The 22,421-nt window shown below is 69.5% G+C and carries 22 protein-coding genes; 18 read left to right on the forward strand and 4 right to left on the reverse strand.

The window, feature by feature from the left end; genetic code table 11:
• Nucleotides 1-9: 9 nt before the first annotated feature.
• A complete protein-coding gene (gene cysK, locus BM349_RS06740; protein ID WP_091705392.1) occupies nt 10-948 on the reverse strand; it encodes a cysteine synthase A in 939 nt (312 codons plus the stop codon).
• A 127-nt stretch (nt 949-1,075) separates the two neighbouring features.
• Between cysK and prmC the strand changes: the two genes are divergently transcribed.
• The 13 genes from prmC (at nt 1,076) to BM349_RS06805 (ending at nt 12,171) form a co-directional block, all read left to right on the forward strand.
• A complete protein-coding gene (gene prmC / locus BM349_RS06745) occupies nt 1,076-1,957 on the forward strand; it encodes a peptide chain release factor N(5)-glutamine methyltransferase (RefSeq protein ID WP_091705395.1) in 882 nt (293 codons plus the stop codon).
• Between the two features lie 53 nt (nt 1,958-2,010).
• Entirely contained in the window at nt 2,011-2,784 is a 774-nt protein-coding gene (locus BM349_RS06750) for an L-threonylcarbamoyladenylate synthase (RefSeq protein WP_091705398.1), read from the forward strand.
• A complete protein-coding gene (locus BM349_RS06755; RefSeq protein WP_091705400.1) occupies nt 2,781-3,956 on the forward strand; it encodes an MraY family glycosyltransferase in 1,176 nt (391 codons plus the stop codon). The genes BM349_RS06750 and BM349_RS06755 overlap by 4 nt, the downstream gene beginning before the upstream one ends.
• Nucleotides 3,953-4,429: a Cg1360 family ATP-synthase-associated protein gene (locus BM349_RS06760; RefSeq protein ID WP_254773774.1), complete on the forward strand. Its 477-nt coding sequence runs from the start codon at nt 3,953-3,955 to the stop codon at nt 4,427-4,429. The genes BM349_RS06755 and BM349_RS06760 overlap by 4 nt, the downstream gene beginning before the upstream one ends.
• Nucleotides 4,430-4,576: 147 nt before the next feature.
• Nucleotides 4,577-5,395, forward strand: coding sequence for a F0F1 ATP synthase subunit A (gene atpB, locus BM349_RS06765; protein ID WP_091705402.1), 819 nt, complete (start codon nt 4,577-4,579; stop codon nt 5,393-5,395).
• A gap of 48 nt (nt 5,396-5,443) precedes the next feature.
• Nucleotides 5,444-5,665: a F0F1 ATP synthase subunit C gene (gene atpE, locus BM349_RS06770; protein WP_175525226.1), complete on the forward strand. Its 222-nt coding sequence runs from the start codon at nt 5,444-5,446 to the stop codon at nt 5,663-5,665.
• Between the two features lie 28 nt (nt 5,666-5,693).
• Nucleotides 5,694-6,239, forward strand: a complete 546-nt coding sequence (locus BM349_RS06775; protein ID WP_091705407.1) for a F0F1 ATP synthase subunit B — start codon at nt 5,694-5,696, stop codon at nt 6,237-6,239.
• Complete coding sequence (locus BM349_RS06780) at nt 6,239-7,030, forward strand: F0F1 ATP synthase subunit delta (protein WP_091705410.1); 792 nt, start codon at nt 6,239-6,241, stop codon at nt 7,028-7,030. The genes BM349_RS06775 and BM349_RS06780 overlap by 1 nt, the downstream gene beginning before the upstream one ends.
• A gap of 63 nt (nt 7,031-7,093) precedes the next feature.
• A complete protein-coding gene (gene atpA / locus BM349_RS06785; RefSeq protein ID WP_091705413.1) occupies nt 7,094-8,734 on the forward strand; it encodes a F0F1 ATP synthase subunit alpha in 1,641 nt (546 codons plus the stop codon).
• Between the two features lie 19 nt (nt 8,735-8,753).
• Nucleotides 8,754-9,650, forward strand: coding sequence for a F0F1 ATP synthase subunit gamma (locus BM349_RS06790; RefSeq protein ID WP_091705415.1), 897 nt, complete (start codon nt 8,754-8,756; stop codon nt 9,648-9,650).
• Nucleotides 9,651-9,677: 27 nt separating this feature from the next.
• Nucleotides 9,678-11,126, forward strand: a complete 1,449-nt coding sequence (atpD, locus tag BM349_RS06795) for a F0F1 ATP synthase subunit beta (RefSeq protein ID WP_091705417.1) — start codon at nt 9,678-9,680, stop codon at nt 11,124-11,126.
• Between the two features lie 33 nt (nt 11,127-11,159).
• Complete coding sequence (locus BM349_RS06800; RefSeq protein WP_091705420.1) at nt 11,160-11,420, forward strand: F0F1 ATP synthase subunit epsilon; 261 nt, start codon at nt 11,160-11,162, stop codon at nt 11,418-11,420.
• A 1-nt stretch (nt 11,421) separates the two neighbouring features.
• On the forward strand, nt 11,422-12,171 hold the full coding sequence (locus BM349_RS06805; protein ID WP_091705423.1) for a YaaA family protein: 750 nt from the start codon (nt 11,422-11,424) through the stop codon (nt 12,169-12,171).
• A gap of 7 nt (nt 12,172-12,178) precedes the next feature.
• On the opposite strand, the gene BM349_RS06810 is transcribed toward BM349_RS06805, so the two are convergent.
• Nucleotides 12,179-12,685, reverse strand: a complete 507-nt coding sequence (locus BM349_RS06810; protein ID WP_091705426.1) for a DUF4282 domain-containing protein — start codon at nt 12,683-12,685, stop codon at nt 12,179-12,181.
• A gap of 176 nt (nt 12,686-12,861) precedes the next feature.
• On the opposite strand from BM349_RS06810, the gene BM349_RS06815 reads away from it, so the two are divergent.
• From BM349_RS06815 to BM349_RS06835, 5 genes are all read left to right on the forward strand, one after another.
• The gene (locus BM349_RS06815; protein WP_091705428.1) at nt 12,862-13,611 is read left to right on the forward strand and encodes a DUF5684 domain-containing protein; all 750 of its coding nucleotides are present in this window, start codon (nt 12,862-12,864) and stop codon (nt 13,609-13,611) included.
• A gap of 102 nt (nt 13,612-13,713) precedes the next feature.
• Entirely contained in the window at nt 13,714-14,706 is a 993-nt protein-coding gene (locus tag BM349_RS06820; RefSeq protein ID WP_091705430.1) for an aldo/keto reductase, read from the forward strand.
• A gap of 166 nt (nt 14,707-14,872) precedes the next feature.
• Complete coding sequence (locus BM349_RS06825) at nt 14,873-15,694, forward strand: PP2C family protein-serine/threonine phosphatase (protein ID WP_091705432.1); 822 nt, start codon at nt 14,873-14,875, stop codon at nt 15,692-15,694.
• A gap of 72 nt (nt 15,695-15,766) precedes the next feature.
• Nucleotides 15,767-18,592 carry an FtsK/SpoIIIE domain-containing protein gene (locus BM349_RS06830; RefSeq protein WP_091705434.1) on the forward strand — a complete coding sequence of 942 codons (2,826 nt, stop codon included), beginning with the start codon at nt 15,767-15,769 and terminating at the stop codon, nt 18,590-18,592.
• A 105-nt stretch (nt 18,593-18,697) separates the two neighbouring features.
• Entirely contained in the window at nt 18,698-20,260 is a 1,563-nt protein-coding gene (locus tag BM349_RS06835; RefSeq protein WP_091705437.1) for an APC family permease, read from the forward strand.
• A gap of 16 nt (nt 20,261-20,276) precedes the next feature.
• On the opposite strand, the gene ald is transcribed toward BM349_RS06835, so the two are convergent.
• Nucleotides 20,277-21,392: an alanine dehydrogenase gene (gene ald, locus BM349_RS06840; RefSeq protein ID WP_091705440.1), complete on the reverse strand. Its 1,116-nt coding sequence runs from the start codon at nt 21,390-21,392 to the stop codon at nt 20,277-20,279.
• Nucleotides 21,393-21,426: 34 nt separating this feature from the next.
• On the reverse strand, nt 21,427-22,416 hold the full coding sequence (locus BM349_RS06845; RefSeq protein WP_091705442.1) for an asparaginase: 990 nt from the start codon (nt 22,414-22,416) through the stop codon (nt 21,427-21,429).
• Nucleotides 22,417-22,421: the final 5 nt, after the last annotated feature.

Genomic DNA, 22,421 nt, shown 5'->3' on the forward strand with positions numbered 1-22,421 from the left:
AGGGGTTGCTCAATCCTCGCGCAGGTGCTCGTAGAGCGCGGTCGAGAGGTAGCGCTCGCCGAAGGACGGAACGACCACCACGATGTTCTTGCCGGCCGCCTCGGGACGGGCGGCGACCTGCAGGGCGGCCCAGATCGCGGCACCCGACGAGATGCCGACCAGGATGCCGTCCTTCGTGCCGACCGCGCGCGCCGTCTCGATCGCGTCGGGGAACTCGACGTCGATCACCTCGTCGATCACGCTCTGGTCGAGGATCGCCGGGACGAAGTTGGGGCCGATTCCCTGGATCTTGTGCGGACCGGGGGTGCCCTTGGTCAGCAGAGGGGAGTCGGCGGGCTCGACGGCGATGACCTTGGCGCCCGGGACGCGCTCCTTCAGCACCTGTCCGACGCCGGTGATCGTCCCGCCGGTGCCAATGCCGGCGACGAAGTAGTCGACCTTCGCATCGGTGTCGCGGATGATCTCCTCGGCGGTGGTCTTGCGGTGGATCTCCGGGTTCGCCTCGTTCTCGAACTGCTTCGCGAGCACCGCGCCGGGGATCTCCGCGACCAGCTCCTCCGCCTTGGCGACGGCGCCCTTCATGCCGCCGGCCGGGTCGGTCAGGACCAGCTCAGCGCCGTATGCCTTCAGCAGCAGCCGACGCTCGACCGACATGGACGAGGGCATCGCGAGGACGACACGATAGCCGCGTGCGGCACCGACCATCGCCAGCGCGATGCCGGTGTTGCCGCTCGTGGCCTCGACGATCGTGCCACCGGGCTGGAGGAGTCCGGATGCCTCGGCGGCATCGACGATCGCGATGCCGAGGCGGTCCTTCACGCTCGCCGCCGGATTGTAGAACTCGAGCTTGGCCAGCACGACGCCCTCGACGCCCTCCGCGACTCGGTTGAGGCGGACGAGCGGAGTGTCGCCGAATGCGGACGTGATATCGGGGTGGATGCCGGGCATGTCGGGCCTTTCAACGGGTCGTCGGGTGCGGGGACAAGCCTAGGGGAGCGCTCGCGCGTGAGTCGTTGTGTGACGACGCCGCCCCGTCCGCCGGCGAAGGTCCCGGCCCGTAGGCTGGGTGCCGCTCATGACTGACACCCCGCTCGATGCACCTCGCCTCGCCGATGCCCTCACCCGCGCCGCCGAGCGGTTCGCGGAGGTCGGCATCACCGATCCCGACGTCGACGCCGAGCTGCTCGCGGCTCACGTCCTGCAGGTCGGCCGAGGCGCGGTCCTCGCGGCCGCGATCCGTGGCGATGTCCTCGGGATGGACGACGCGCGGCGGTTCCAGGCGCTCGTGGCCCGTCGCGCGACCCGCGAGCCGCTGCAGCACCTGACCGGGACCGCACCGTTCCGGCATCTTGAGCTGCGCGTCGGCCCCGGGGTCTTCGTCCCGCGGCCGGAGACCGAGATGGTCGCCCAGCTTGCGATCGATGCGCTCTCGGCAGCGGCATCCCCGTCTCCCGTCGCCGTCGACCTCGGCACCGGCAGCGGCGCGATCGCCCTGGCGCTGGCGACCGAGGTGCCCCACGCGCGGGTGTACGCGGCGGAGAACTCCGTCGAGGCCTACGTGTGGACCAAGGAGAACTTCGCCGCTGTCGGTGCCCCCAATGCGGAGTCGGCGTTCGTGGACCTCGAGCAGGCGTTTCCCGATCTGAACGGGACGGTCTCGGTCGTGGCGTCCAATCCGCCCTATGTCCCGGACGACGCGATCCCGCGGGATCCCGAGGTGCGCTTCTTCGACCCGCCCGCCGCCCTCTACGGAGGCGCGGACGGACTCGACGTCGTGCGCGTCGTCAGCAGGGTCGGACTGCGCCTGGCGCATCCCGGTGGCACGATCGTGATCGAGCACGGCGAGTGGCAGGGCGAGGCCGTGCGAGCCCTGCTCGCGGCCGACGGGTGGAGGGCGGCATCCACTCACGTGGACCTCACCATGCGCGACCGCGCGACGACCGCGGTCCGCCCGTGAGCGCCCGGCCTCGCGGCATCGACTCAGCGTCCACCAAATAGACTGAGCAGGACATGTCCTCCCTATTCGACTGCCGTGATGAGGCGCAGCTGCTCGCTGGAATGCGCCAGGCGCGTCAGGCCATCGGCCGCGGCGAGCTCGTGGTCCTGCCGACCGACACGGTCTACGGCATCGCCGCCGATGCGTTCAGCTCCCGTGCGGTCCAGGGCCTCCTCGAGGCGAAGGGTCGCGGACGCCAGTCGCCCCCGCCGGTCCTGGTCGCCGGCGTCGCGACCCTGCGCGCGCTCGTGGCGGAGGTGCCCGAGGCCGTCGAGCGTCTTGTGGAGGCGTTCTGGCCCGGCGGGCTCACGATCGTGCTGCCCTCGCAGCCGTCGCTGTCGTGGGATCTCGGAGACACCCACGGGACGGTCGCGGTCCGGATGCCGGCGAACAACCTCGCGCTCGAACTCCTCGAGGAGACCGGGCCGCTCGCCGTCTCGAGCGCGAATCTGACGGGAAAGCCCGCGGCGATCATGGCCACGGATGCCAAGGACATGCTCGGCGACAGCGTCGCGGTCTATCTCGACGGCGGCCCTTCGGCGACCGGCATCGCCTCGACCATCATCGACGCCACGAGCCTGGTCACCGGGGTCGCTCCACTCGTCCGCGTGCTGCGCGAGGGCGCGATCGACCGGGCGGCGCTGCGCGAGGTCATCGGAGACCTGCTCGAGCCCGATCCGGTCCGAGAGGGCGACCCGGCGGCTCCGCCCGCGGCGGTCGAGTCGGCGCCGGAGCCGGCGGAGGACGCAGCAGCGGAGAGCCCGCCGCCCGTCAGGGACGGCGCGTGAAGCAGTACGTCTTCACGATCCTGTTCACGGCCGCGGTCACTCTGGCCCTGTCGTGGGCGGTCTGGCGACTCAGCCTCAAGTACAAGCTCTATCCCGGCATCCGCGAACGCGACGTCCACAAGACCCCGACGCCGCGACTGGGCGGGATCGCGATGTTCCTCGGCGTCGTCGCCGCGTTCGCCGTGTCGTCGCAGCATCCGTACTTCGCGATCTTCTGGGTGAATCCGGCGCCGGTCTACGCGATCCTCGCGGCCACCCTGCTGATCGTCGTCGTCGGGGTCGCCGATGACCTGTGGGACCTGGACTGGATGATCAAGCTCGGCGCGCAGTTCCTCGCCGCCGGGATCATCGCCTGGTTCGGGCAGCTCCAGATCTTCTCCCTCCCGATCGGCGGACTGATCGTCGGGTCCAGCTGGGTGAGCTTCACGCTGACGGTCTTCTCGATCGTGGTCGTGATGAACGCCGTCAACTTCATCGACGGACTGGACGGCCTCGTTGCCGGTGTCTGCCTCATCGCGAACGTCGTCTTCTTCGCGTACTCGTACATCCTCGTGCGCGACACCGGCTCCAGCACGTACTTCAACCTCGCCTCCTTCATCGCGGCTGTGCTGATCGGCGCCTGCATCGGCTTCCTGCCGCTGAACTGGAGCCCGGCGAAGCTGTTCATGGGCGACTCGGGCGCGCTCATGCTCGGCCTGCTGATGGCGACGTCGGCGATCGCGATCACGGGGGCCCTCGAGCCGGCGGTGCTCGACCCCGAGGGCTTCGGTCGCTCCCAGCTGCTGGGTGCGTTCATCCCGATCCTGCTGCCGGTCGTGGTCGTGCTGCTGCCGCTGCTCGATTTCGGCCTCGCGGTGGTCAGACGCATGAGCGCGGGCAAATCGCCGTTCTCGCCTGACCGCAAGCATCTCCATCACCGGATGCTGGACATGGGCCACTCCGACCGCGATGCGGTGCTGATCTTCTACGCGTGGACGGCGGTCTTCAGCCTGGCCGTCCTGCTGATGTACATCGGCACGCGCGAGAACTGGCCGGGGCAGTACTGGATCGGCGTCGCCTTCGGCGTCGTGGGCGGCGCAGCGTGTCTCGTGGTCACCCTGCTGCCCTCCTGGAAGCGCAAGCCCGCCGTCGAGTCCCATGACGACACCCCGACCCTGGAGGCAGCTCGATGAGCACCCAGCCCGCCCCGCGCAGTTTCACGGTGCTGTCCAGCCTGAAATGGCCGGCGATCGCGATCGGCATCCTCGCCGTCGTCGGAGGCGTGGTCGGCTATCTGGTCTCGGGCGTCTCCGGGTTGGTCAGCGGGCTCCTCGGCGCCGCGATGTGGCTCGTGTTCCTCGCGCTGACCTCGATCAGCATCCAGGTCGCCACCCGCGCCACGAAGGACGATCCCGGCTCACCGCTGTTCTTCGGCATCGTGCTCGGCTCGTGGGTGCTCAAGCTCGTGCTCTTCGTGGTCCTCTCGATCTGGCTGCGAGCACAGCCGTGGCTGGATCCGACGGTCTTCTTCGTCACGGTGATCATCGCGGTCGTCGGCTCGCTCGTCTTCGACGTGATCGCCTTCCAGCGGGCTCGGGTGCCCTACGTCGGCGACGTCGAGCTGCCCCGGACCGTGGACGACGACGCCCCCGACGGCGCTCGCTGACGGCCCCCCGCAGAGCCTCCCTGGGCACTACGCTGAGGCTCGAGCGTGTCTTCTGAGGCCGAAGAGTTTTGCTAGGCTGGCTGCATACGCTCCCCCTGATCGCCACGTCTCGGACGCCCGACGCCGGAGAATCTCCTGATTACCGCAATGCTCCTTCCCGCACTGTCGCTCGTCACGGCCGACGAATCAGATGGTGGATTCGTAGGCCCTTCGATCGGCGAGTTCGTCCCGCCCGGCCTGCTGTTCGTCGGAACCCCTTTCGAGCTCAATCGGGTCATGCTCATCCGCCTGCTCGTCGTGTTCGCCCTCGTCCTGTGGCTGTGGATCGGCACGCGCAAGCTGCAGCTCATCCCGTCTCGCGGGCAGGCCGCGCTCGAGTACATGCTCGGGTTCGTGCGCAACACGATCGTGTTCGACACGCTCGGCGAGAAGGACGGACGCCGGTTCCTGCCCGTCCTGATGACGTTCTTCTTCCTCATCATCGGCATGAACCTCACCGGCATCATCCCCGGGCTGCAGATCGCGAGCACCGCGGTCATCGGCCTGCCGCTGATCCTCGCGGTGGTCGCCTACGTGATGTTCGTGTACGCCGGATTCCGCAAGCACGGCCTCGGCTACCTGAAGAACTCGCTGGTCATCCCGGGCGTGCCGTGGCCGCTGCACATCCTGCTGATCCCGCTCGAGTTCCTCTCGACCTTCATCCTGCGCCCGATCACGCTGGCCCTCCGACTTCTGATGAACATGGTCGCCGGCCACATGCTCCTGGTGCTCTGCTTCACCGCGACGCACTTCTTCTTCTTCACGGTGCTCGCCAACGGTCAGCTCATCGGCCTGCTGGGCATCGGAACGTTCGCCTTCGGCGTCGCCTTCACCGTCCTGGAGCTGTTCGTCGCCGTGCTCCAGGCATACGTCTTCACGATCCTCACCGCCATCTACATCCAGATGTCGCTCGCCGACGGACACTGACACGTCCCCGGCTGCTGGACCCATCAACCCCTTCGAAAGGAAATCCCTGTGAACGTCGTCGGACAGCTCGCACCCCTCGCCTTCGGACTCGCCGCTATCGGCTCCGGTATCGGCGTCGGCATCATCGTCGGCAAGACCATCGAATCGGTCGCACGCCAGCCCGAGCTGCAGGGTCGCCTCAGCGGCCTCATGTTCCTCGGTATCGCACTGACCGAGGCGCTCGCGTTCATCGCGATCGCGGTCGCCTTCATCCCGTTCCCCGCGCCGTAACCACCCGTTGCTGACCGAAGGAGTCCGAATGCTCACCGCATTCGCCGAAGGCCACGAGGGGGAGATCAACCCGCTGCTCCCCACGCTCCCGGACCTGGTCTGGGGCACGCTGGCGTTCCTCATCATCCTCGCGCTCTTCATCTGGAAGATCCTGCCGAGCCTGAACCAGATGCTCGACGCCCGCAGCCAGGCGATCGAAGGCAGCATCAAGTCCGCCGAGAACGCACAGGCGGAGGCGCAGGCCGCGCTCGAGAAGTACACCGCTCAGCTCGCCGACGCGCGCGCCGAGGCCGGCCGCATCCGCGAGCAGGCACGCGCCGACGGTTCGCAGATCATCTCGGAGCTGCGTGAGCAGGCCTCGTCCGAGGCCGCACGCATCACCTCCAACGCGCAGGCTCAGATCGAGATGGAGCGCCTCGCAGCGCTCGCGTCACTGAAGTCGGACGTCGGAAGCCTCGCCCTCGACCTGGCCGGCGGTGTGATCGGAGAGACCCTCACCGAGGACGCCAGGGCGCAGGCAGTAGTGGACCGCTTCCTCGCCGAGCTCGAGGCGTCTGAGAAGGCGACGAACTAGTGGGCAGCGCAACCACTCAGGCCCTCGCGGCGACGACGGCGGCGCTCGATGCCGCGTCGAGCGTCGACCTCGACACCGCCCGCGAGCTGTTCGCCGCGGCACGGATCGTGGGCGACTCGCCGCAGCTGAGCGGTGCGCTCGCCGATCCCGCTGCGGCACCGGCCGCCCGCTCGCGCGTCGTCAGCGACGTGTTCGGCGCGGCCTTCGGCAAGACGACGCTCTCCCTCCTCACGACCGCCGTCGAGCAGCGCTGGTCGAACGAGTCCGAGCTCGTCGACGGCATCGAAGAGCTCGCGGTGCGGGCGGCGGCGATCTCGGCACCCGGTGTCGACGTCGACGGAGAGCTGTTCAGCGCGTCGCGCCTCGTCGCCGAGAACCCGGAGGTCGAGCTCGCACTCGGCAGCCGCCTGGGTGATGACTCCGCGAAGGGCGCGCTCATCGAGACCCTCCTGCGCGGCCGCGCGAGCGAAGCGACGATCCTCATCGTCTCGTCGCTGGTGCAGCAGCCCCGTGAGCGCCGCGTGCGCCAGCTGCTGTCGAACGCGATGGACATCGTCGCGGACCAGCGAGGCAGCATCGTGGCGACGGTCGTGACCGCGACGCCGCTGAACGCCGCCCAGTCGGAGCGGCTCAGCGCGGTGCTGAGCCGCCGCTACGGCAAGCAGGTCGGCCTGAACGCGGTCATCGACCCCGCAGTGGTCGGCGGCCTGCGCGTGCAGATCGCCGACGACGTGATCGACGCGAGCGTCGCGGCGCGACTGACCGACCTGCGCCAGCGGCTTGCGGGCTAGAGACGAGATTTCCCGCGCGAGCGGAAGCTTCGGGGCCCCGGCCCCTCGAAACGAAGGAACACAATGGCAGAACTAACGATCAGCCCCGAAGTCATCCGTGACGCGCTGAAGGACTTCGCCGCCGCGTACGAGCCCACCGGCGCCGCGGCGACCGAGGTCGGCACCGTCGTCGACGCGGCCGACGGCATCGCCCACCTCGAGGGCCTTCCGGGCGTCATGGCGAACGAGCTCGTGACGTTCGCCGACGGCACGTCGGGCCTCGCGCTCAACCTCGACGAGCACGAGGTCGGCGTGGTCGTCCTCGGCGAGTTCTCCGGCATCGAGGCCGGCCAGGAGGTCCGCCGCACCGGCGAGGTCCTCTCGGTCGCCGTCGGCGACGGCTACCTCGGTCGCGTCGTCGACCCGCTCGGCAACCCGATCGACGGGCTCGGCCCGGTCGCCACCGACGGCCGCCGCGCCCTCGAGCTCCAGGCACCGGGCGTCATGTCGCGCAAGAGCGTGCACGAGCCGATGCAGACCGGCATCAAGGCGATCGACGCCATGATCCCCGTCGGCCGCGGTCAGCGCCAGCTCATCATCGGCGACCGCCAGACCGGCAAGACCGCGATCGCGATCGACACGATCATCAACCAGAAGAGCAACTGGGAGTCCGGCGACGTCGACAAGCAGGTCCGCTGCATCTACGTCGCGATCGGCCAGAAGGGCTCGACGATCGCATCCGTCAAGGGCGCACTCGAGGACGCTGGAGCCATGGAGTACACGACGATCGTCGCGGCTCCCGCATCCGACCCGGCCGGCTTCAAGTACCTCGCTCCGTACACCGGCTCGGCCATCGGCCAGCACTGGATGTACGACGGCAAGCACGTCCTGATCATCTTCGACGACCTGACCAAGCAGGCCGAGGCCTACCGTGCCGTGTCGCTGCTGCTGCGCCGCCCGCCGGGCCGCGAGGCGTACCCCGGTGACGTCTTCTACCTGCACTCCCGCCTGCTGGAGCGCTGCGCGAAGCTCTCCGATGAGCTCGGAGCCGGATCGATGACGGGTCTGCCGATCATCGAGACGAAGGCCAACGACGTCTCGGCGTACATCCCGACCAACGTGATCTCGATCACGGACGGCCAGATCTTCCTGCAGTCCGACCTGTTCAACGCCAACCAGCGTCCCGCCGTCGACGTGGGCATCTCGGTCTCGCGCGTCGGCGGTGACGCCCAGGTCAAGTCGATCAAGAAGGTCTCCGGAACGCTCAAGCTCGAGCTCGCCCAGTACCGCTCGCTCGAGGCGTTCGCGATGTTCGCGAGCGACCTGGATGCGGCATCCCGTCGCCAGCTGGCCCGCGGTGCGCGCCTGACCGAGCTGCTCAAGCAGCCGCAGTACTCGCCGTACCCGGTCGAGGAGCAGGTCGTCTCGATCTGGACGGGCACGAACGGCAAGCTCGACACGATCGAGGTCGAGGACGTGCTGCGCTTCGAGCGCGACCTGCTCGACCACGTGCGCCGCCACACCACGATCCTGGATCGTCTGCGCGAGACCAACGTCCTCGACGACGACACTGTCGCCGAGCTGAACAAGGTCGTCGACGAGTTCACCCTCGAATTCCAGGGCGGCGGCGGTCAGCACATCGACGAGCCGGGGCGCGAGGAGTTCGCGGCGGCCGACGCCGAGGATGTCAACCAGGAGCAGATCGTCAAGGGCCGCCGCAAGTAGGCGGCGGCGGACACGGAACATGGGCGCTCAACTCAGGGTCTACAAGCAGAAGATCAGCACTGCTCAGACGACCAAGAAGATCACGAAGGCGATGGAGCTCATCGCGGCTTCGCGCATTCAGAAGGCGATGGCGCGCGTGCGCGCCTCGGCTCCGTTCGCGCGGGCCGTCACGCGTGCCGTCTCGGCGGTCGCGACGCACTCGAACATCGATCACCCGCTCACCTCGGCGCGGGACGTCAAGACGTCCGCGATCGTGATCTTCGCCTCCGACCGCGGCCTCGCCGGTGCGTTCAACTCGCAGATCATGCGCGAGGGCCTCGAGCTGGCGACCCTCCTCGAGTCGCAAGGTAAGGAAGTCAAGTACTACCTCGTCGGTCGCAAGGCGGTGGCGTTCTTCCAGTTCCGTCGCATCAAGAGCGAGGCCGAGTGGACGGGTGACACCGACACCCCCGAGTTCCGCTTCGCCGAGCACATCGCCGAGACCGTCCTCGAGGCGTTCGAGCGCGGCTCTGACAGCGGCGGCGTCGATGAGATCCACCTCGTGTACAACCGCTTCGTGAGCATGATGACGCAGACCCCCGAGACGGTGCGTCTGCTGCCGCTCGAGGTCGTCGAAGCGACCGACGCGCAGGCGGAGACCCTCGCGTTCCCGCTCTACGAGTTCGAGCCGGATGCGGCGACCGTGCTGGACGCGCTCCTGCCCGTCTACATCCAGAGCCGCATCTTCAACGCCCTCCTGCAGTCCTCGGCGGCAAAGCACGCGGCGACCCAGAAGGCGATGAAGTCGGCCAGCGACAACGCCGACAAGCTCATCACCGACTACACCCGGCTGCGCAACAACGCGCGTCAGGCCGAGATCACCCAGCAGATCGCCGAGATCGTCGGCGGCGCCGACGCACTGTCCTCGGCGAAGTAGACCACCATTGCGAAAGAGAAGAAGACAATGACCCCAACCGCTACCGCCGAACAGACCTCGGTCATCGGGCGCGTCGCGCGCGTCACCGGTCCGGTCGTCGACATCGAGTTCCCGCACGACTCGCTTCCCGACATCTACAACGCGCTCAAGACGACGATCACGATCGGCGATGAGTCCAACGAGATCACGCTCGAGGTCGCACAGCACCTCGGTGACGACCTCGTCCGCGCGATCGCACTGAAGCCGACCGACGGCGTCGTCCGCGGCCAGGAGGTGCGCGACACCGGCGGCCCCATCACGGTGCCCGTCGGCGACGTCACCAAGGGCAAGGTCTTCAACGTGATCGGCGAGGTCCTCAACGCCGAGCCCGGCGAGCAGATCGAGATCACCGAGCGCTGGGGCATCCACCGCAAGGCGCCGAGCTTCGACCAGCTCGAGTCGAAGACGCAGATGTTCGAGACCGGCATCAAGGTCATCGACCTGCTCACGCCGTACGTGCTCGGCGGGAAGATCGGCCTGTTCGGCGGTGCCGGCGTCGGCAAGACCGTCCTCATCCAGGAGATGATCCAGCGCGTCGCGCAGGACCACGGTGGCGTGTCGGTGTTCGCCGGTGTCGGCGAGCGCACGCGCGAGGGCAACGACCTCATCCACGAGATGGAAGAGGCCGGCGTCTTCGACAAGACCGCGCTGGTGTTCGGCCAGATGGACGAGCCGCCCGGAACGCGCCTGCGCGTCGCCCTCTCGGCGCTCACGATGGCGGAGTACTTCCGCGACGTGCAGGGCCAGGACGTGCTGCTGTTCATCGACAACATCTTCCGCTTCACGCAGGCCGGCTCCGAGGTCTCGACGCTGCTCGGCCGCATGCCTTCCGCGGTGGGCTACCAGCCGAACCTCGCTGACGAGATGGGTGTGCTCCAGGAGCGCATCACCTCGACCCGCGGTCACTCGATCACCTCGCTGCAGGCGATCTACGTGCCCGCCGACGACTACACCGACCCGGCGCCGGCGACCACGTTCGCTCACCTCGACGCGACGACCGAGCTCTCGCGTGAGATCGCGTCGAAGGGCCTGTACCCGGCCGTCGACCCGCTGACCTCGACGAGCCGCATCCTGGACCCGCGCTACATCGGCGCCGACCACTACCGCGTGGCGACCGCCGTCAAGCAGATCCTCCAGAAGAACAAGGAGCTGCAGGAGATCATCGCGATCCTCGGTGTCGACGAGCTCTCCGAAGAGGACAAGGTCGTCGTGTCGCGTGCACGCCGCATTCAGCAGTTCCTGTCGCAGAACACCTACATGGCCAAGAAGTTCACCGGCGTCGAGGGCTCGACCGTCCCGATCGCCGAGACGATCGAGTCGTTCGACGCCATCGTGAAGGGCGACTTCGACCACGTGGCCGAGCAGGCGTTCTTCAACGTCGGCGGCATCTCCGACGTCGAAGAGAACTGGGCCCGCATCCAGAAGGAGAACGGCTGACATGCCTGTGCTGAGCGACCGGAGGGAGTCGAAGTGGCGCTCACGGTGAACCTCGTCGCGGCCGACCACGAGGTCTGGTCTGGTGAGGCGAGCCTCGTCGTCGCGAAGACGGTCATCGGCGAGATCGGCATCATGACCGGCCACGAGCCGATCCTCGGCGTCCTGGCGGCCGGCGAGGTGCGCATCACGCTGGAGGACGGCAGCAAGATCATCGCCAACGCGAAGGACGGCTTCCTGTCGGTCGAGGGCGACGTCGTCACGATCGTGGCAGGCAACGCGGCCCTCATCAGCTGACTTGCTGATCCTGCTTCCCCCCTCCGAGACCAAGCGGTCCGGAGGGGGCAGGGCGGCGCTCGATCTGGGCGCGCTGGCGTTCCCGCAGCTGCGCCCGCAGCGCGAGGCGGTGCTCGCCGCGCTCGAATCGCTCTCCAACGACCCTTGGATCGCGGCACGCGTGCTCGGTCTCGGGGCGACGCAGCTCCACGAGGTCGCAGTGAACGCGGCCGTGCGCTCCGCGCCCACGATGGCGGCGATCGATCGGTACACCGGAGTCCTCTACGACGCGCTGGATGCGGCATCCCTCGACGCACCGGCCAGGCGCTGGCTGGGTGCGAACGCGATGATCCACACCGCTGTCTGGGGACCCGTCGGCGCGCTCGATCGCATCCCCGCGTACCGGCTCGGTGCGTCCGCATCCCTGCCCGGGGTGCCGTCGCTGCGGCGCGTGTGGGCCGACGCCGTGAGTGCGGCGATCGGCGACCTCGCACCGCGCTTCACGCTCGATCTGCGCTCGGAGGCGTACGCGGCACTCGGCCCCGTGCCGCGATCGTCGGCGTCGGTGTACGTGCGTGTGGTGAGCGAGGGGCCGGACGGCGCGGTCCGCGCGCTCAACCACTTCAACAAGCACGCCAAGGGCGCGCTGATGAGTGCGCTCGCCCGGCAGCGGCCCCGGATCGGCTCGCTCCGGGCGCTCCATCAGTGGGCCGCGGCACAGGGACTGCGGCTGCGTGACGGTGCGCCCGGAGAGGTCGAACTGTTCGCCTGAGGGGTGCTCAGCTGCGGGAGCCGCCGCGGGTGTGCTCGGCGGTGCGCTCGGTGTTCTCCGCGATCGCGATGAGGGCCACGACGGCCTCGATCACGAACCTGAGGATCACGATCGCGAGGAACGTCCCGATCGGCACCAGGATGAGTGTGGCGATGATGAGCGAGAGTCCGGCGCCGAAGTTGAAGAACAGCGCGTTGATCCCGCTGACCAGCCCCGAGACGAAGTAGACGATGAACCCGATCGCGATCGCGATGAGCCCCACGAGATAGAACACGCTCGCGAGTCGCCGGGTGATGAACGTCCGGAAGGACAGATCGAAGAGCGCGCGGAAGAATCCGCGGCTCATGTCGTCGACCTCGCCGGTCAGCGACGTGGGAACGCCGGTGTTGTCGGGGTCGGCCGCCGGGTCGTACGCGGGAGCAGGCGCCGCCGCGACCGGGTCTGCGGCGCGCGCCGCGTCTCCGGCGGGCTGAGACGGGAGCGGCGGGGGAGTGGGGGGATTCGAATCGCTCATGGGGTCCTTCCACGTTCAGACGGGTGTCACGCAAGGTTAGCGATCGGCGACACGTGTGGCGAGTATCCGCGAATTGGCTGTCACACGACCTTGCCCGTCGCTAGCATGTGAATCGCAGGGCGGATGCCGTGCCGACGTCACCGTGCGTCGTGGTTCGTTCTCCGGGGAGGACTCCCATGTACGACTACCCTGACGGGACCGCACTCGCGCTCTATGCGGGACTCGCCATCTTCTGGTTCATCTTCGCCATCGGCTTCTACGTCCTGAGCTCGATCTTCCTGATGAAGATCTTCGAGAAGGCCGGCGTGCAGGGCAAGTGGCGCGCCTGGGTGCCGATCTACAACTACATGGTCTTCAGCAAGCTCGGAGACCTGAGCCCGTGGCTGATTCTGATCGCGATCGGCGCGTCGATCGTTCTCGGCTGGATCCCCGTCATCGGCTGGATCGTCAGCATCGCCGCCTTCGTCGTGACGCTCCTGGCCGCCTGGCGCGTCGGACTGAAGCTGCAGAAGGAAGCCGTCTGGCTGATCCTGTACTTCTTCCTCAGCATCGTGTGGCTCGGCATCCTCGGCTTCGACAAGTCGCGCTGGAACACCGCGATCCCGGCCGCACCGTGGGCCGGCAACGGATTCCTGTCCGACCGCACCGTGTGGGCCGGCATCCCCAGCCAGGCGCCCGCAGGCGGCTACCCCGCGAACCCCGCGACCCAGCCTGCCCCCGGCGCGTACCCGCCGCCGGCCGGCTACGAGCCGCCGGCCCCGCCTGCCGGCAACCAGCCGCCGGCACCTCCGGCCGGCTACACCCCGCCGCCGGCAGCGGCTCCGCAGCCGCCCGTGACGCCGCCCGCGGCGCCCGAGCCGCCGACCACTCCGCCGGCGCCGCCCACCACCCCGCCGACCACGCCGCCCGCACCGCCTGCACCGTAGGCGCACGGCCAACAGGCCCTGACGAGCCCCCACCGCATCGGTGGGGGCTCGTCGCCGTCCGGGTGTGCTCGGCGACCGGCCGGAGCGCATTAGCGTGGAGCAATGACGATCTCTGACACCCCCGTTCCCCTGCGCCGTGTCGGCGCCTCAGGTCTCCTCGTCTCCGCCGTCGGTCTCGGCTGCAACAACTTCGGCCGCCCCGGGACGAAGTCCGAGACCCTCGCAGGGACGATCGAGGTCCTCGACGCCGCCATCGACTCCGGCGTCACCTTCCTCGACACCGCGGACATGTACGGCGGCGAGCCCGGTCAGAGCGAGACGCTGATGGGCGATGCGCTGCAGGGTCGCCGGGACCGTGTGGTCCTGGCGACGAAGTTCGGGCACCCCGGCCGCGACATGGGCTACGCGACCGTCGGCGCCAAGACCTCCCGGTCGTACATCCGGACGGCCGTCGAGGCGTCGCTGCGACGCCTGAAGACGGACTGGATCGACCTCTATCAGCTGCACGTGCCGGATGCCGACACGCCGATCGCGGAGACGATCTCGGCGCTGGATGACCTCGTCGCGGCGGGGAAGATCCGCTACTACGGGCATTCGAACATGTCGGGATGGCAGATCGCCGAGGCGGACTTCACCGCGGCCGATCGGGGCAGTCGCTTCATCTCGGCGCAGAATCACTACAGTCTGCTCGCCCGTGGGGCCGAGCGCGAAGTGCTCCCCGCGGTGCAGCGGTTCGGGCTCGGCTTCTTCCCGTACTTCCCGCTGCAGAACGGACTGCTCACGGGGAAGTTCACGCGCGAGGGCGGCCCCGAGGGCAGCCGCATCATGATGCAGCGCCGGCACGTCTGGCAGAACGCGCCCTGGGACGCGCTCGAGCGGTACCAGGCGTTCTGCGACGAGCGGGGCATCACGATGCTCGCGGCGACGTTCGGATGGCTGCTGTCGCGACCCTCGCTCTCGAGCGTCATCGCCGGCGCCACCAGTGCCGACCAGGTGCGCTCGAACGCGGCTGCCGCGGCTGCGTGGACGCCGTCCGCCGCCGAGCTCGCGACGATCGACGAGCTCTTCCCGCTGCCCGACGATCCGGCGGCATAGGGCGGGCTCAGCCCGTTCGCTCTGAGCGAACAGGGGTCTTCGACGGCGACTGCGCGTCCCCCCGCGTCGCCCGGGCGGTGCAGGGGGAGTCCACTAGGATGTGAGCACGTCGACAGGACCGCACGGGTCGCGTCGTCGCCGTTGCCGGCTTACGGGAGGACAGGGCGTGCCCGATAAATCCACCCACTCCCGATCTGTGACGGTGGCGGGTGGGACGATCGAACTGTCCTGGGCGGGGGTGACGCACACGGGGCGTCGCCGCGAGATCAATCAGGATGCACTCCTGGCGAGCTACCCGCTGTTCATCGTCGCCGACGGCATGGGCGGCCACATCGGCGGCGAGATCGCCAGCGCGAGCACGGTCGACCGCCTGGGCGGCGTCGTCGAAGCGGGTGCGGTGACCCCGAAGACGATCGAGAAGGCGCTCTCACGGGCCGTGAAGGACATCGCCTCGCATCCGGAGACCACCGACGACGGCACCGGAACGACGCTCACCGGCGTCTACCTGGACCTGAGCGACGGGCCGCCGCAGTGGGTGACGCTGAACATCGGCGACTCGCGCGTGTATCTCTCGCGGGACGGCGTGATCGAGCAGATCACGACCGACCACTCCGTCGTGCAGGAGCTCATCGCGGCCGGCCGGCTGAGCCCGGAGGAGGCGGAGAACCACCCCTACGGCAACGTCATCACTCGAGCCGTCGGACCGAGCGAGAGCGTCGCGCCCGACTACGTGCGCCTCGATGTCGTCGACGGCGACCGATTCGTCATCTGCTCGGACGGGCTCACCAAGGAGCTCACCGATTACGGCATCCAGCATTTCCTCACGGCCAACCCCGATCCGGCCGACGCCATCGCCGCGATGATGGATGCCGCGCTCGAGAACGGCGGCCGCGACAACATCACGATCATCGTGCTCGACGTCGCCCTCCGCTCGGGGGCGACGGGCGCCACCGACGCCGACGCTGTCGACGACTCCTCCCCAGCCTGATCGCGCGAGCTGCCCTCCACGGAGCCCACCCCTGTCTCCGGCGCGACCCCGCGGCCGGGTTCGACTGGGTGGGTGCTCTCGACCTTCGCCCCCGCGCCGCCCGCATCATCGCCTCGCGTCCACGCCGAGCCGCTCGAGCTGCCGCCGGCGTGGCAGCCGCCCTCCAGACCCGCCGTGCCCGTCCTCGCGTCCATCGTGCCGGTGCTCGGCGCGGTCGCGCTCTGGCTGGTCACCGGATCGGTGCTCGCACTCTGGCTCGCGGCGCTGGGGCCGCTGATCGCGGGAGCCACGATGCTCGATGGGGCGCGGGCCGCACGACGTGATCGCCGACGCGCGCAGACCGAAGCGCGGACCGCGCGCGAGCGGGTGGCACGGCAGATCGCCGAGCGGCACACCGACGAGCGCGCGCGACGCTGGGCCCGGCATCCGGACGTTGCGGCGTTCCTCGCGCGCGATGGCGAGATCTGGCGGCCCATCGCGGGACGCGGCGATGCGATCGTGGTGGGCTCCGGATCGGACGCGAGCGACCTGAGGGTCACCGGGGGTGGCAATGACCCCGAGTCGGCAGACCTGCGTGCTCGCGCCGCGCACCTGGAAGCGGCGCCGATCGTGGTGCAGCCCGTGCTCGGCATCGCGGTAGTCGGGCACGCCGTGCCGGCGGCGGCTGTCGTGCGCGCACTCGTCCTGCAGCTGTGCCTGGCGCTGCCACCGGGCGAGCTGCGGCTCGTCGGAGTCCTCCGAGGGGAGAACGCCTGGGCGGAGCGGCTGCCGCATCGGAGCGCACCTGCCGGCAGGCGTCTGGCCCTCGTGGGCCCGGGGGAGCCGGCCGGCCCGGACGCCGACATCGTGATCGTCCGCGCCGAGGCCTCGGGCGCGCGACCACCCGGCTGCGCGGTCGTCCTCAGCGTGACATCGCTCGACGGCGCGAGCATCGACATGGACGGAGACGTGCGGCAGATCAGTGTCGAAGCGGTGGGTCTCGGCCAGGCTGAGGTCCTCGCCGACGAGCTGCGCGAACGAGCGAAAGGCCTGCTCGCCGCCGGGGACGACACCGAGGCGGTCATGCTCGGACCGCTCCTGCTCGAGGCGCCGGTCGGTCGGCGCGGCGGATTGCCCGCGGTCGTCGGCGCGGCCTCGGGGGAGCCGTTCGTCATCGACCTCGTCGCCGACGGCCCGCACGCCGTCGTCGCGGGCGTCACCGGGTCAGGCAAGTCCGAACTCCTGGTGACCTGGGTGCTGGCGCTGTGCGCCACCCACTCCACGCGCGAGGTGAGCTTCCTGCTCGCCGACTTCAAGGGCGGCACGGCCTTCGACTCGCTCGCGGAGGTTCCCCACGTCACCGGCGTGATCACCGACCTCGACGGATCAGGTGCGCGGCGCGCGATCGAGAGCCTGCGCGCGGAAGTCCGCTGGCGTGAAGCCGAGCTCGCCCGCGTCGGGGCCAGGGACGTGCTGGACCCGCGCGTCGAGCTGCCTCGCCTGGTGATCGTCGTCGACGAATTCGCCGCGCTCCTGGGTGAGCATCCTGAGCTGCATGCCGTCTTCACTGACGTGGCGGCTCGCGGTCGGGCGCTGGGCATGCACCTCGTCCTCGGCACGCAGCGGCCCTCTGGCGTCGTCCGCGAGAGCCTCCTCGCCAACTGCCCCCTTCGGATCAGCCTGCGGGTGACCGACCCCAACGACAGCCGGACGATCATCGGCACTGATGACGCCGCATCCCTGCCCGGTGGGTCGGAGGCGCGAGGTCTCGCCCTCGTGCGAACCGCGGGTGACAGCTCGCCGCGCAGGGTGCGCATCGCCCTCTCGACGCGCGACGACGCTCAGGCGATCGTCGCCGGCTCGACGGGTCCGCGTCCTCGACGGCCGTGGCTGCCCGAGCTTCCGACGCGGATCGCCCTCGAAGACCTCGACGCGCCGAGCGGCGGATTCCCGGACACGCTCCTGCTCGGTCTGGCGGATGAGCCGGAGCGGCAGCGGCAGCAGCCGGTCGGCGTCCGCCTCGCAGATCGCGGCCTGCTCGTGGTCGGCTCCGGCGGCAGCGGGAGGTCGACCGCCCTGCGGGCGCTCGCCTCCCAGGCCGGTGATCGCGTCATCTGGATTCCCGCAACCGGGGAGGGAGGGTGGGATGCCGTGGCCGCCCTGTCGGAGCACGTCCCAGCGGCCGGTGCGATCATCGTCGCGGACGACCTCGACGTGCTGTGCGCCGCGCTTCCCCCGGACCACGCACGCGATGTCGTGGACAAGCTGGAGGTGGTCGTACGCGGGGCGGGGGAGGCCCGTCACCTGGTCATCGCATCTGCGCAGCGGCTCGGCGGCGCGGCAGCCCGGCTCGGCGACCTGTTCCCACGCCGCCTCATCCTCGCGACATCATCGCGCGCGGAGCACCTCGCCGCCGGAGGCGACTCCGCGCACTACGCCCCGGGCAGCCCGCCCGGGCGCGGGCGGCTCGACGGCCGGTCCGTGCAGGTGGCGATGGTGCCGGCCTCCGGGGTCGCGGCCCACGAACCGGCCGTGCCGTGGCGTCCTCAGCACGTGCTCACCGGCTTCGTCATGCGCCGCTCACCCGCATCCCGTGCCGCCATCGCGGCGTGGGAGCGGCAGGGTGCTCGCATGCTCACGCTCGACGAGTTCGCGGGCGGCAAGGAATGGGCCACCGCGGACCGCGTCGTGGTCGCGGGCGATGCCGACGAGTGGCAGCGGCAGTGGCGGGCGCTGACCGCCATGCGGTCCGACCACGATCTCGTGGTCGATGCCGCGTACGGACCGGAGTTCCGCGTGCTGACCGGGGAGCGGTCGCTTCCCCCGTACTGCGAGCCCGGTCGGGCGCGCGCGTGGCTGCTGCGCGCGGGAGGATCCCCGAGTCGCGTCCACCTGCCGAGCGAAGCCATCGTCGACTGAGCCCGCCCGCCGGCCCCGGGCGGCGAGCGGGGCACTGCAGACACGGCGCACCACCGCTCGTCGGGAACTCTTGACCGGCGGATGCGGCCGCCATACGTTCACTGTGTGGCTACAACTCCGATATCCCTTGAACATCCCGAAGGCAAGGGACTCGCGGCCGGCACGCTCGGTCTGTGGGGGTCCACCGTCATCGGACTCGCCTCCACCGCGCCGGTGTACTCGCTCGTCGCGACGCTGGGCTTCGTCGTCCTCGCCGTCGGGGCCCAGGCGCCCGTGGTGTTCGTCCTCGCCTTCATCCCGATGCTGTTCATCGCGTTCGCCTACCGCGAGCTCAACAACGAGATCCCCGACTGCGGCACCACCTTCACGTGGGGCACGAAGGCGTTCGGGCCCTGGGTCGGTTGGCTGGGCGGCTGGGGCGTCGCCGTCGCCGGCATGGTCGTGCTCGCGAATCTCGCGCAGATCGCCGGCATCTACTTCTGGGCGCTCCTGGACGGCATCCTGCACAATCCCGATGAGGCGCTGCTCGCCGACAACGTCCCGCTGGTCACCGTCACGGGAGTGATCTTCATCGCCCTCATGACCTGGGTGAGCTGGCGCGGAGTCGAGATCGGCGAACGCATCCAGAACATCCTGCTCGGCATCCAGTACCTCGCCCTCGCGATCTTCGTGGTCGCCGCACTGTGGCACTTCTTCGCGGGCACCGCCCCGGACCCGACGCCGTTCGACTGGTCATGGCTCAACCCGTTCGGCTTCACGGAGTGGGGCAGCTTCATCGAGGCGATCCTGCTCGCGCTGTTCATCTACTGGGGGTGGGACACGTGCCTCGCGCTGAACGAGGAGACCAAGGACCCCAAGCGCATTCCCGGGCGCGCCGCATTGCTGACCACGGTCATCCTCCTGGTCACCTACGTCGGCGTCACGATCGCGGCGATGATGTACGCGGGTCTGGGAGAGAGCGGAACCGGTCTGGGCAATGAGGCCAATGCCGACGACTTCTTCCTCGGCATCAAGGACGGACTGCTCGGGCCGCTCGGCTGGGTGCTCGTAGTGGCGGTCATGATCTCGGCGATCTCCTCGACGCAGACCACGATCCTGCCGACCGCGCGCGGCACGCTCGCGATGGCGGCGTACAAGGCGCTGCCGAAGCGGTTCGCCACCGTGCACCCGAAGTACAAGACGCCGTCGTTCTCGACGCTCGTGATGGGCATCGTGGCGATCGTGTACTACGTCGGGATGACGCTGATCAGCGACAACATCCTGCAGGACTCGATCCTCTCGCTCGGCCTGGCCATCGCCTTCTACTACGGCATCACCGGCTACGCGTGCGTCTGGTACTTCCGCAGAGAGTTGTTCAACTCGACGCGCAACTTCTTCTACCGGTTCCTCTTCCCGCTGCTGGGCGCGCTCATGCTGACCTACGCGTTCATCCAGTCCGCGATCGACATGTACGACGTCGATTACGGCTACACCGTCCTGCTCGGAATCGGCGGCACATTCGTGCTGGGGATCGGCGCCCTGGCCTTCGGCGTGCTGCTGATGTTCCTGTGGTTCTTCTTCCCGCGCGCGAAGCCCTTCTTCCGCGGCGAGTCGCTCAACCGCGAGACGCCCGTGCTCGTCCCTGATGAGCCCGCGGCCTACGTCCGCTCCGTGGACGGCGGCATCTGACCGCGGCGTCTGCAGCTCAGGCGAGCGCGCGCTCCAGGGACGCGAGCTCGAGGCCGTGCGCGGTCGCGACCCCGGCGTTCACGATCGTGCCGCCCACCGTGTTCAGCCCCGCAGCGAGTGCGGCATCCGATCGGAGCGCGTCCTTCCAGCCGCGGCGCGCGATCTGGCGGATGTAGGGCAGTGTCGCATTCGTGAGCGCCGACGTCGACGTGTTCGGCACCGCGCCGGGCATGTTCGCCACGCAGTAGAAGATGCTGCCGTGCACCGGGAAGGTCGGGTCGGCGTGGGTCGTCGGCCGGGTGTCCTCGAAGCATCCGCCCTGGTCGACGGCGATGTCGACCAGCACGCTGCCGGGGCGCATCCGCGAGACCATGTCGTTCGTAACGAGCTTCGGAGCCTTCGCGCCGGGGATGAGCACCGAGCCGATCACGAGGTCGGAGTCCACGACCGCGCGATCCAGATCGAGCGGGTTGGATGCCGCGGTCTTGACCCGACCCTGGAAGTGATCGTCGAGGTAGCGCAGACGCTGCACATTCGTGTCGAAGACGGTGACGTCAGCGCCGAGTCCGACCGCGATGACGGCCGCGTTGGCGCCGGCCACACCGCCGCCGATCACGGTGACCCGCGCCGGGCGCGTGCCGGGCACGCCGGACATCAGCAGTCCCAGGCCGCCCGCCGAGCGCATGAGCGTCGCCGCGCCGACGGTCGGCGCGAGGCGCCCGGCGACCTCGCTCATGGGCGCCAGGAGCGGCAGACCGCCGCCCGCGAGCTGCACAGTCTCGTACGCGATCGCGGTGACGCCGTCGGCGACGAGCCGATCGGTGAGCGGGCGATCAGCCGCCAGGTGCAGGTAGGTGAACAGCACCAGGTCGTCGCGGAAGTAGCCGTACTCGCTCGCGATCGGCTCCTTGACCTTGAGGAGGAGCTCTGCCCGCGCCCAGACCTCGGCGGCGTCGTCGAGCATCGTCGCGCCCGCCGCCTCGTATTCGGCATCCGGCATGGACGAGCCCTCGCCCGCGCCGCGCTGCACGAACACCTCGTGGCCCGCCAGGGCGAGGTCGTGGACGCCCGCGGGCGTCATTGCCACGCGGTACTCGTTGTTCTTCACTTCGGTGGGGACGCAGATCCTCATCGCGTGATCCTTTCCGCTCCGGATGGGAGCGCTTCTAGAATGCGGGGCGGATCGCCCCGACAACCTGCCCGCCGCCGGAGACCGACAGCGGAAGCCTCGTCATCGCATCGGCGACATCGGACGCCGCCAGCGCGCCGTGGCGCTCCAGCAGTCGAAGTGCCACGGCCGTGGCGGCGCGTCCGCTGCCGTCGAGCATCTTCAGCGCGACCGTCGTGCCGTCGGGCGCGACCATGACCATGACGCCCTCGGCGCCGCCCTTGGCGAACACTCCGAGCCGCTCGATCACGATCGTGTCGGCACGGCCGGGTCCGTCGATCGTCCACGGGTGCTCGCGCACCGCCCGGACGAGGGCCCCGGCGCTGCGATGCAGCGCGAACGGCGAGCGCTCCGACGAGGTCCCGATGCGGTGGATCGCCTTCGCGAGGCCGGCGAGGCTCAACGCGAACACCGGCGCGCCGCATCCGTCGATGGCCGTTGCGGCGGCGCGCTCGCCCACGAGGCGCTCGGCGACCTCGCGGATGTGCACCTGCAGCGGGTGCTCGGGGGCGAGGTAGCCGTCGGTCGGCCAGTCGTTCACGACGCACGTCAGCAGCATCGCGGCGTGCTTGCCGGAGCAGTTCATCCGGATCCGCGACGGTTCGCCGCCCTCGCGCACGACCTCGTCGCGGGTCGCCTGATCGCCCGGCCAGGCGGGCGGGCACGCGAGCGCATCCTCGCCGAGCGCGGCGGCATCGAGGATGTCGCGCACGACCGAGACATGCCGGTCGGTGCCCGAATGGCTCGCCGTCGCCAGCGCAAGGCGCTCGCCCTCGAGCGGTGCCCCCGCCGTCACGCATGCGAGCGCCTGAATCGGCTTCAGGCTGGAGCGCGGCAGGATCGGCGTGACCGTGTCGCCGAGCGCGGCGACGCTCAGGCCATCGGCGTCGAGCACGATGGCGGAGCCCACGTGCCGGGACTCGACGAAGCCGCTGCGTTCGACGACGGCGAGTTCGACGGCGTCGGCGGCGGCGAGGGTCTGCGGCACCCCGC

It is taken from the genome of Microbacterium sp. cf046, from assembly GCF_900114345.1.
Classification (GTDB): Bacteria; Actinomycetota; Actinomycetes; order Actinomycetales; family Microbacteriaceae; genus Microbacterium.

Coding starts and splice junctions, on each gene's coding strand:
- atpA (WP_091705413.1), top strand. CDS start 7,094: ATGGCAGAACTAACGATCAGCCCCGAAGTCATCCGTGACGCGCTGAAG.
- BM349_RS06760 (WP_254773774.1), top strand. CDS start 3,953: ATGAGCACCCAGCCCGCCCCGCGCAGTTTCACGGTGCTGTCCAGCCTG.
- cysK (WP_091705392.1), bottom strand. CDS start 948: ATGCCCGGCATCCACCCCGATATCACGTCCGCATTCGGCGACACTCCG.
- BM349_RS06750 (WP_091705398.1), top strand. CDS start 2,011: ATGTCCTCCCTATTCGACTGCCGTGATGAGGCGCAGCTGCTCGCTGGA.
- BM349_RS06790 (WP_091705415.1), top strand. CDS start 8,754: ATGGGCGCTCAACTCAGGGTCTACAAGCAGAAGATCAGCACTGCTCAG.
- BM349_RS06815 (WP_091705428.1), top strand. CDS start 12,862: ATGTACGACTACCCTGACGGGACCGCACTCGCGCTCTATGCGGGACTC.
- BM349_RS06820 (WP_091705430.1), top strand. CDS start 13,714: ATGACGATCTCTGACACCCCCGTTCCCCTGCGCCGTGTCGGCGCCTCA.
- BM349_RS06775 (WP_091705407.1), top strand. CDS start 5,694: ATGCTCACCGCATTCGCCGAAGGCCACGAGGGGGAGATCAACCCGCTG.
- atpD (WP_091705417.1), top strand. CDS start 9,678: ATGACCCCAACCGCTACCGCCGAACAGACCTCGGTCATCGGGCGCGTC.
- BM349_RS06810 (WP_091705426.1), bottom strand. CDS start 12,685: ATGAGCGATTCGAATCCCCCCACTCCCCCGCCGCTCCCGTCTCAGCCC.
- atpB (WP_091705402.1), top strand. CDS start 4,577: ATGCTCCTTCCCGCACTGTCGCTCGTCACGGCCGACGAATCAGATGGT.
- prmC (WP_091705395.1), top strand. CDS start 1,076: ATGACTGACACCCCGCTCGATGCACCTCGCCTCGCCGATGCCCTCACC.
- ald (WP_091705440.1), bottom strand. CDS start 21,392: ATGAGGATCTGCGTCCCCACCGAAGTGAAGAACAACGAGTACCGCGTG.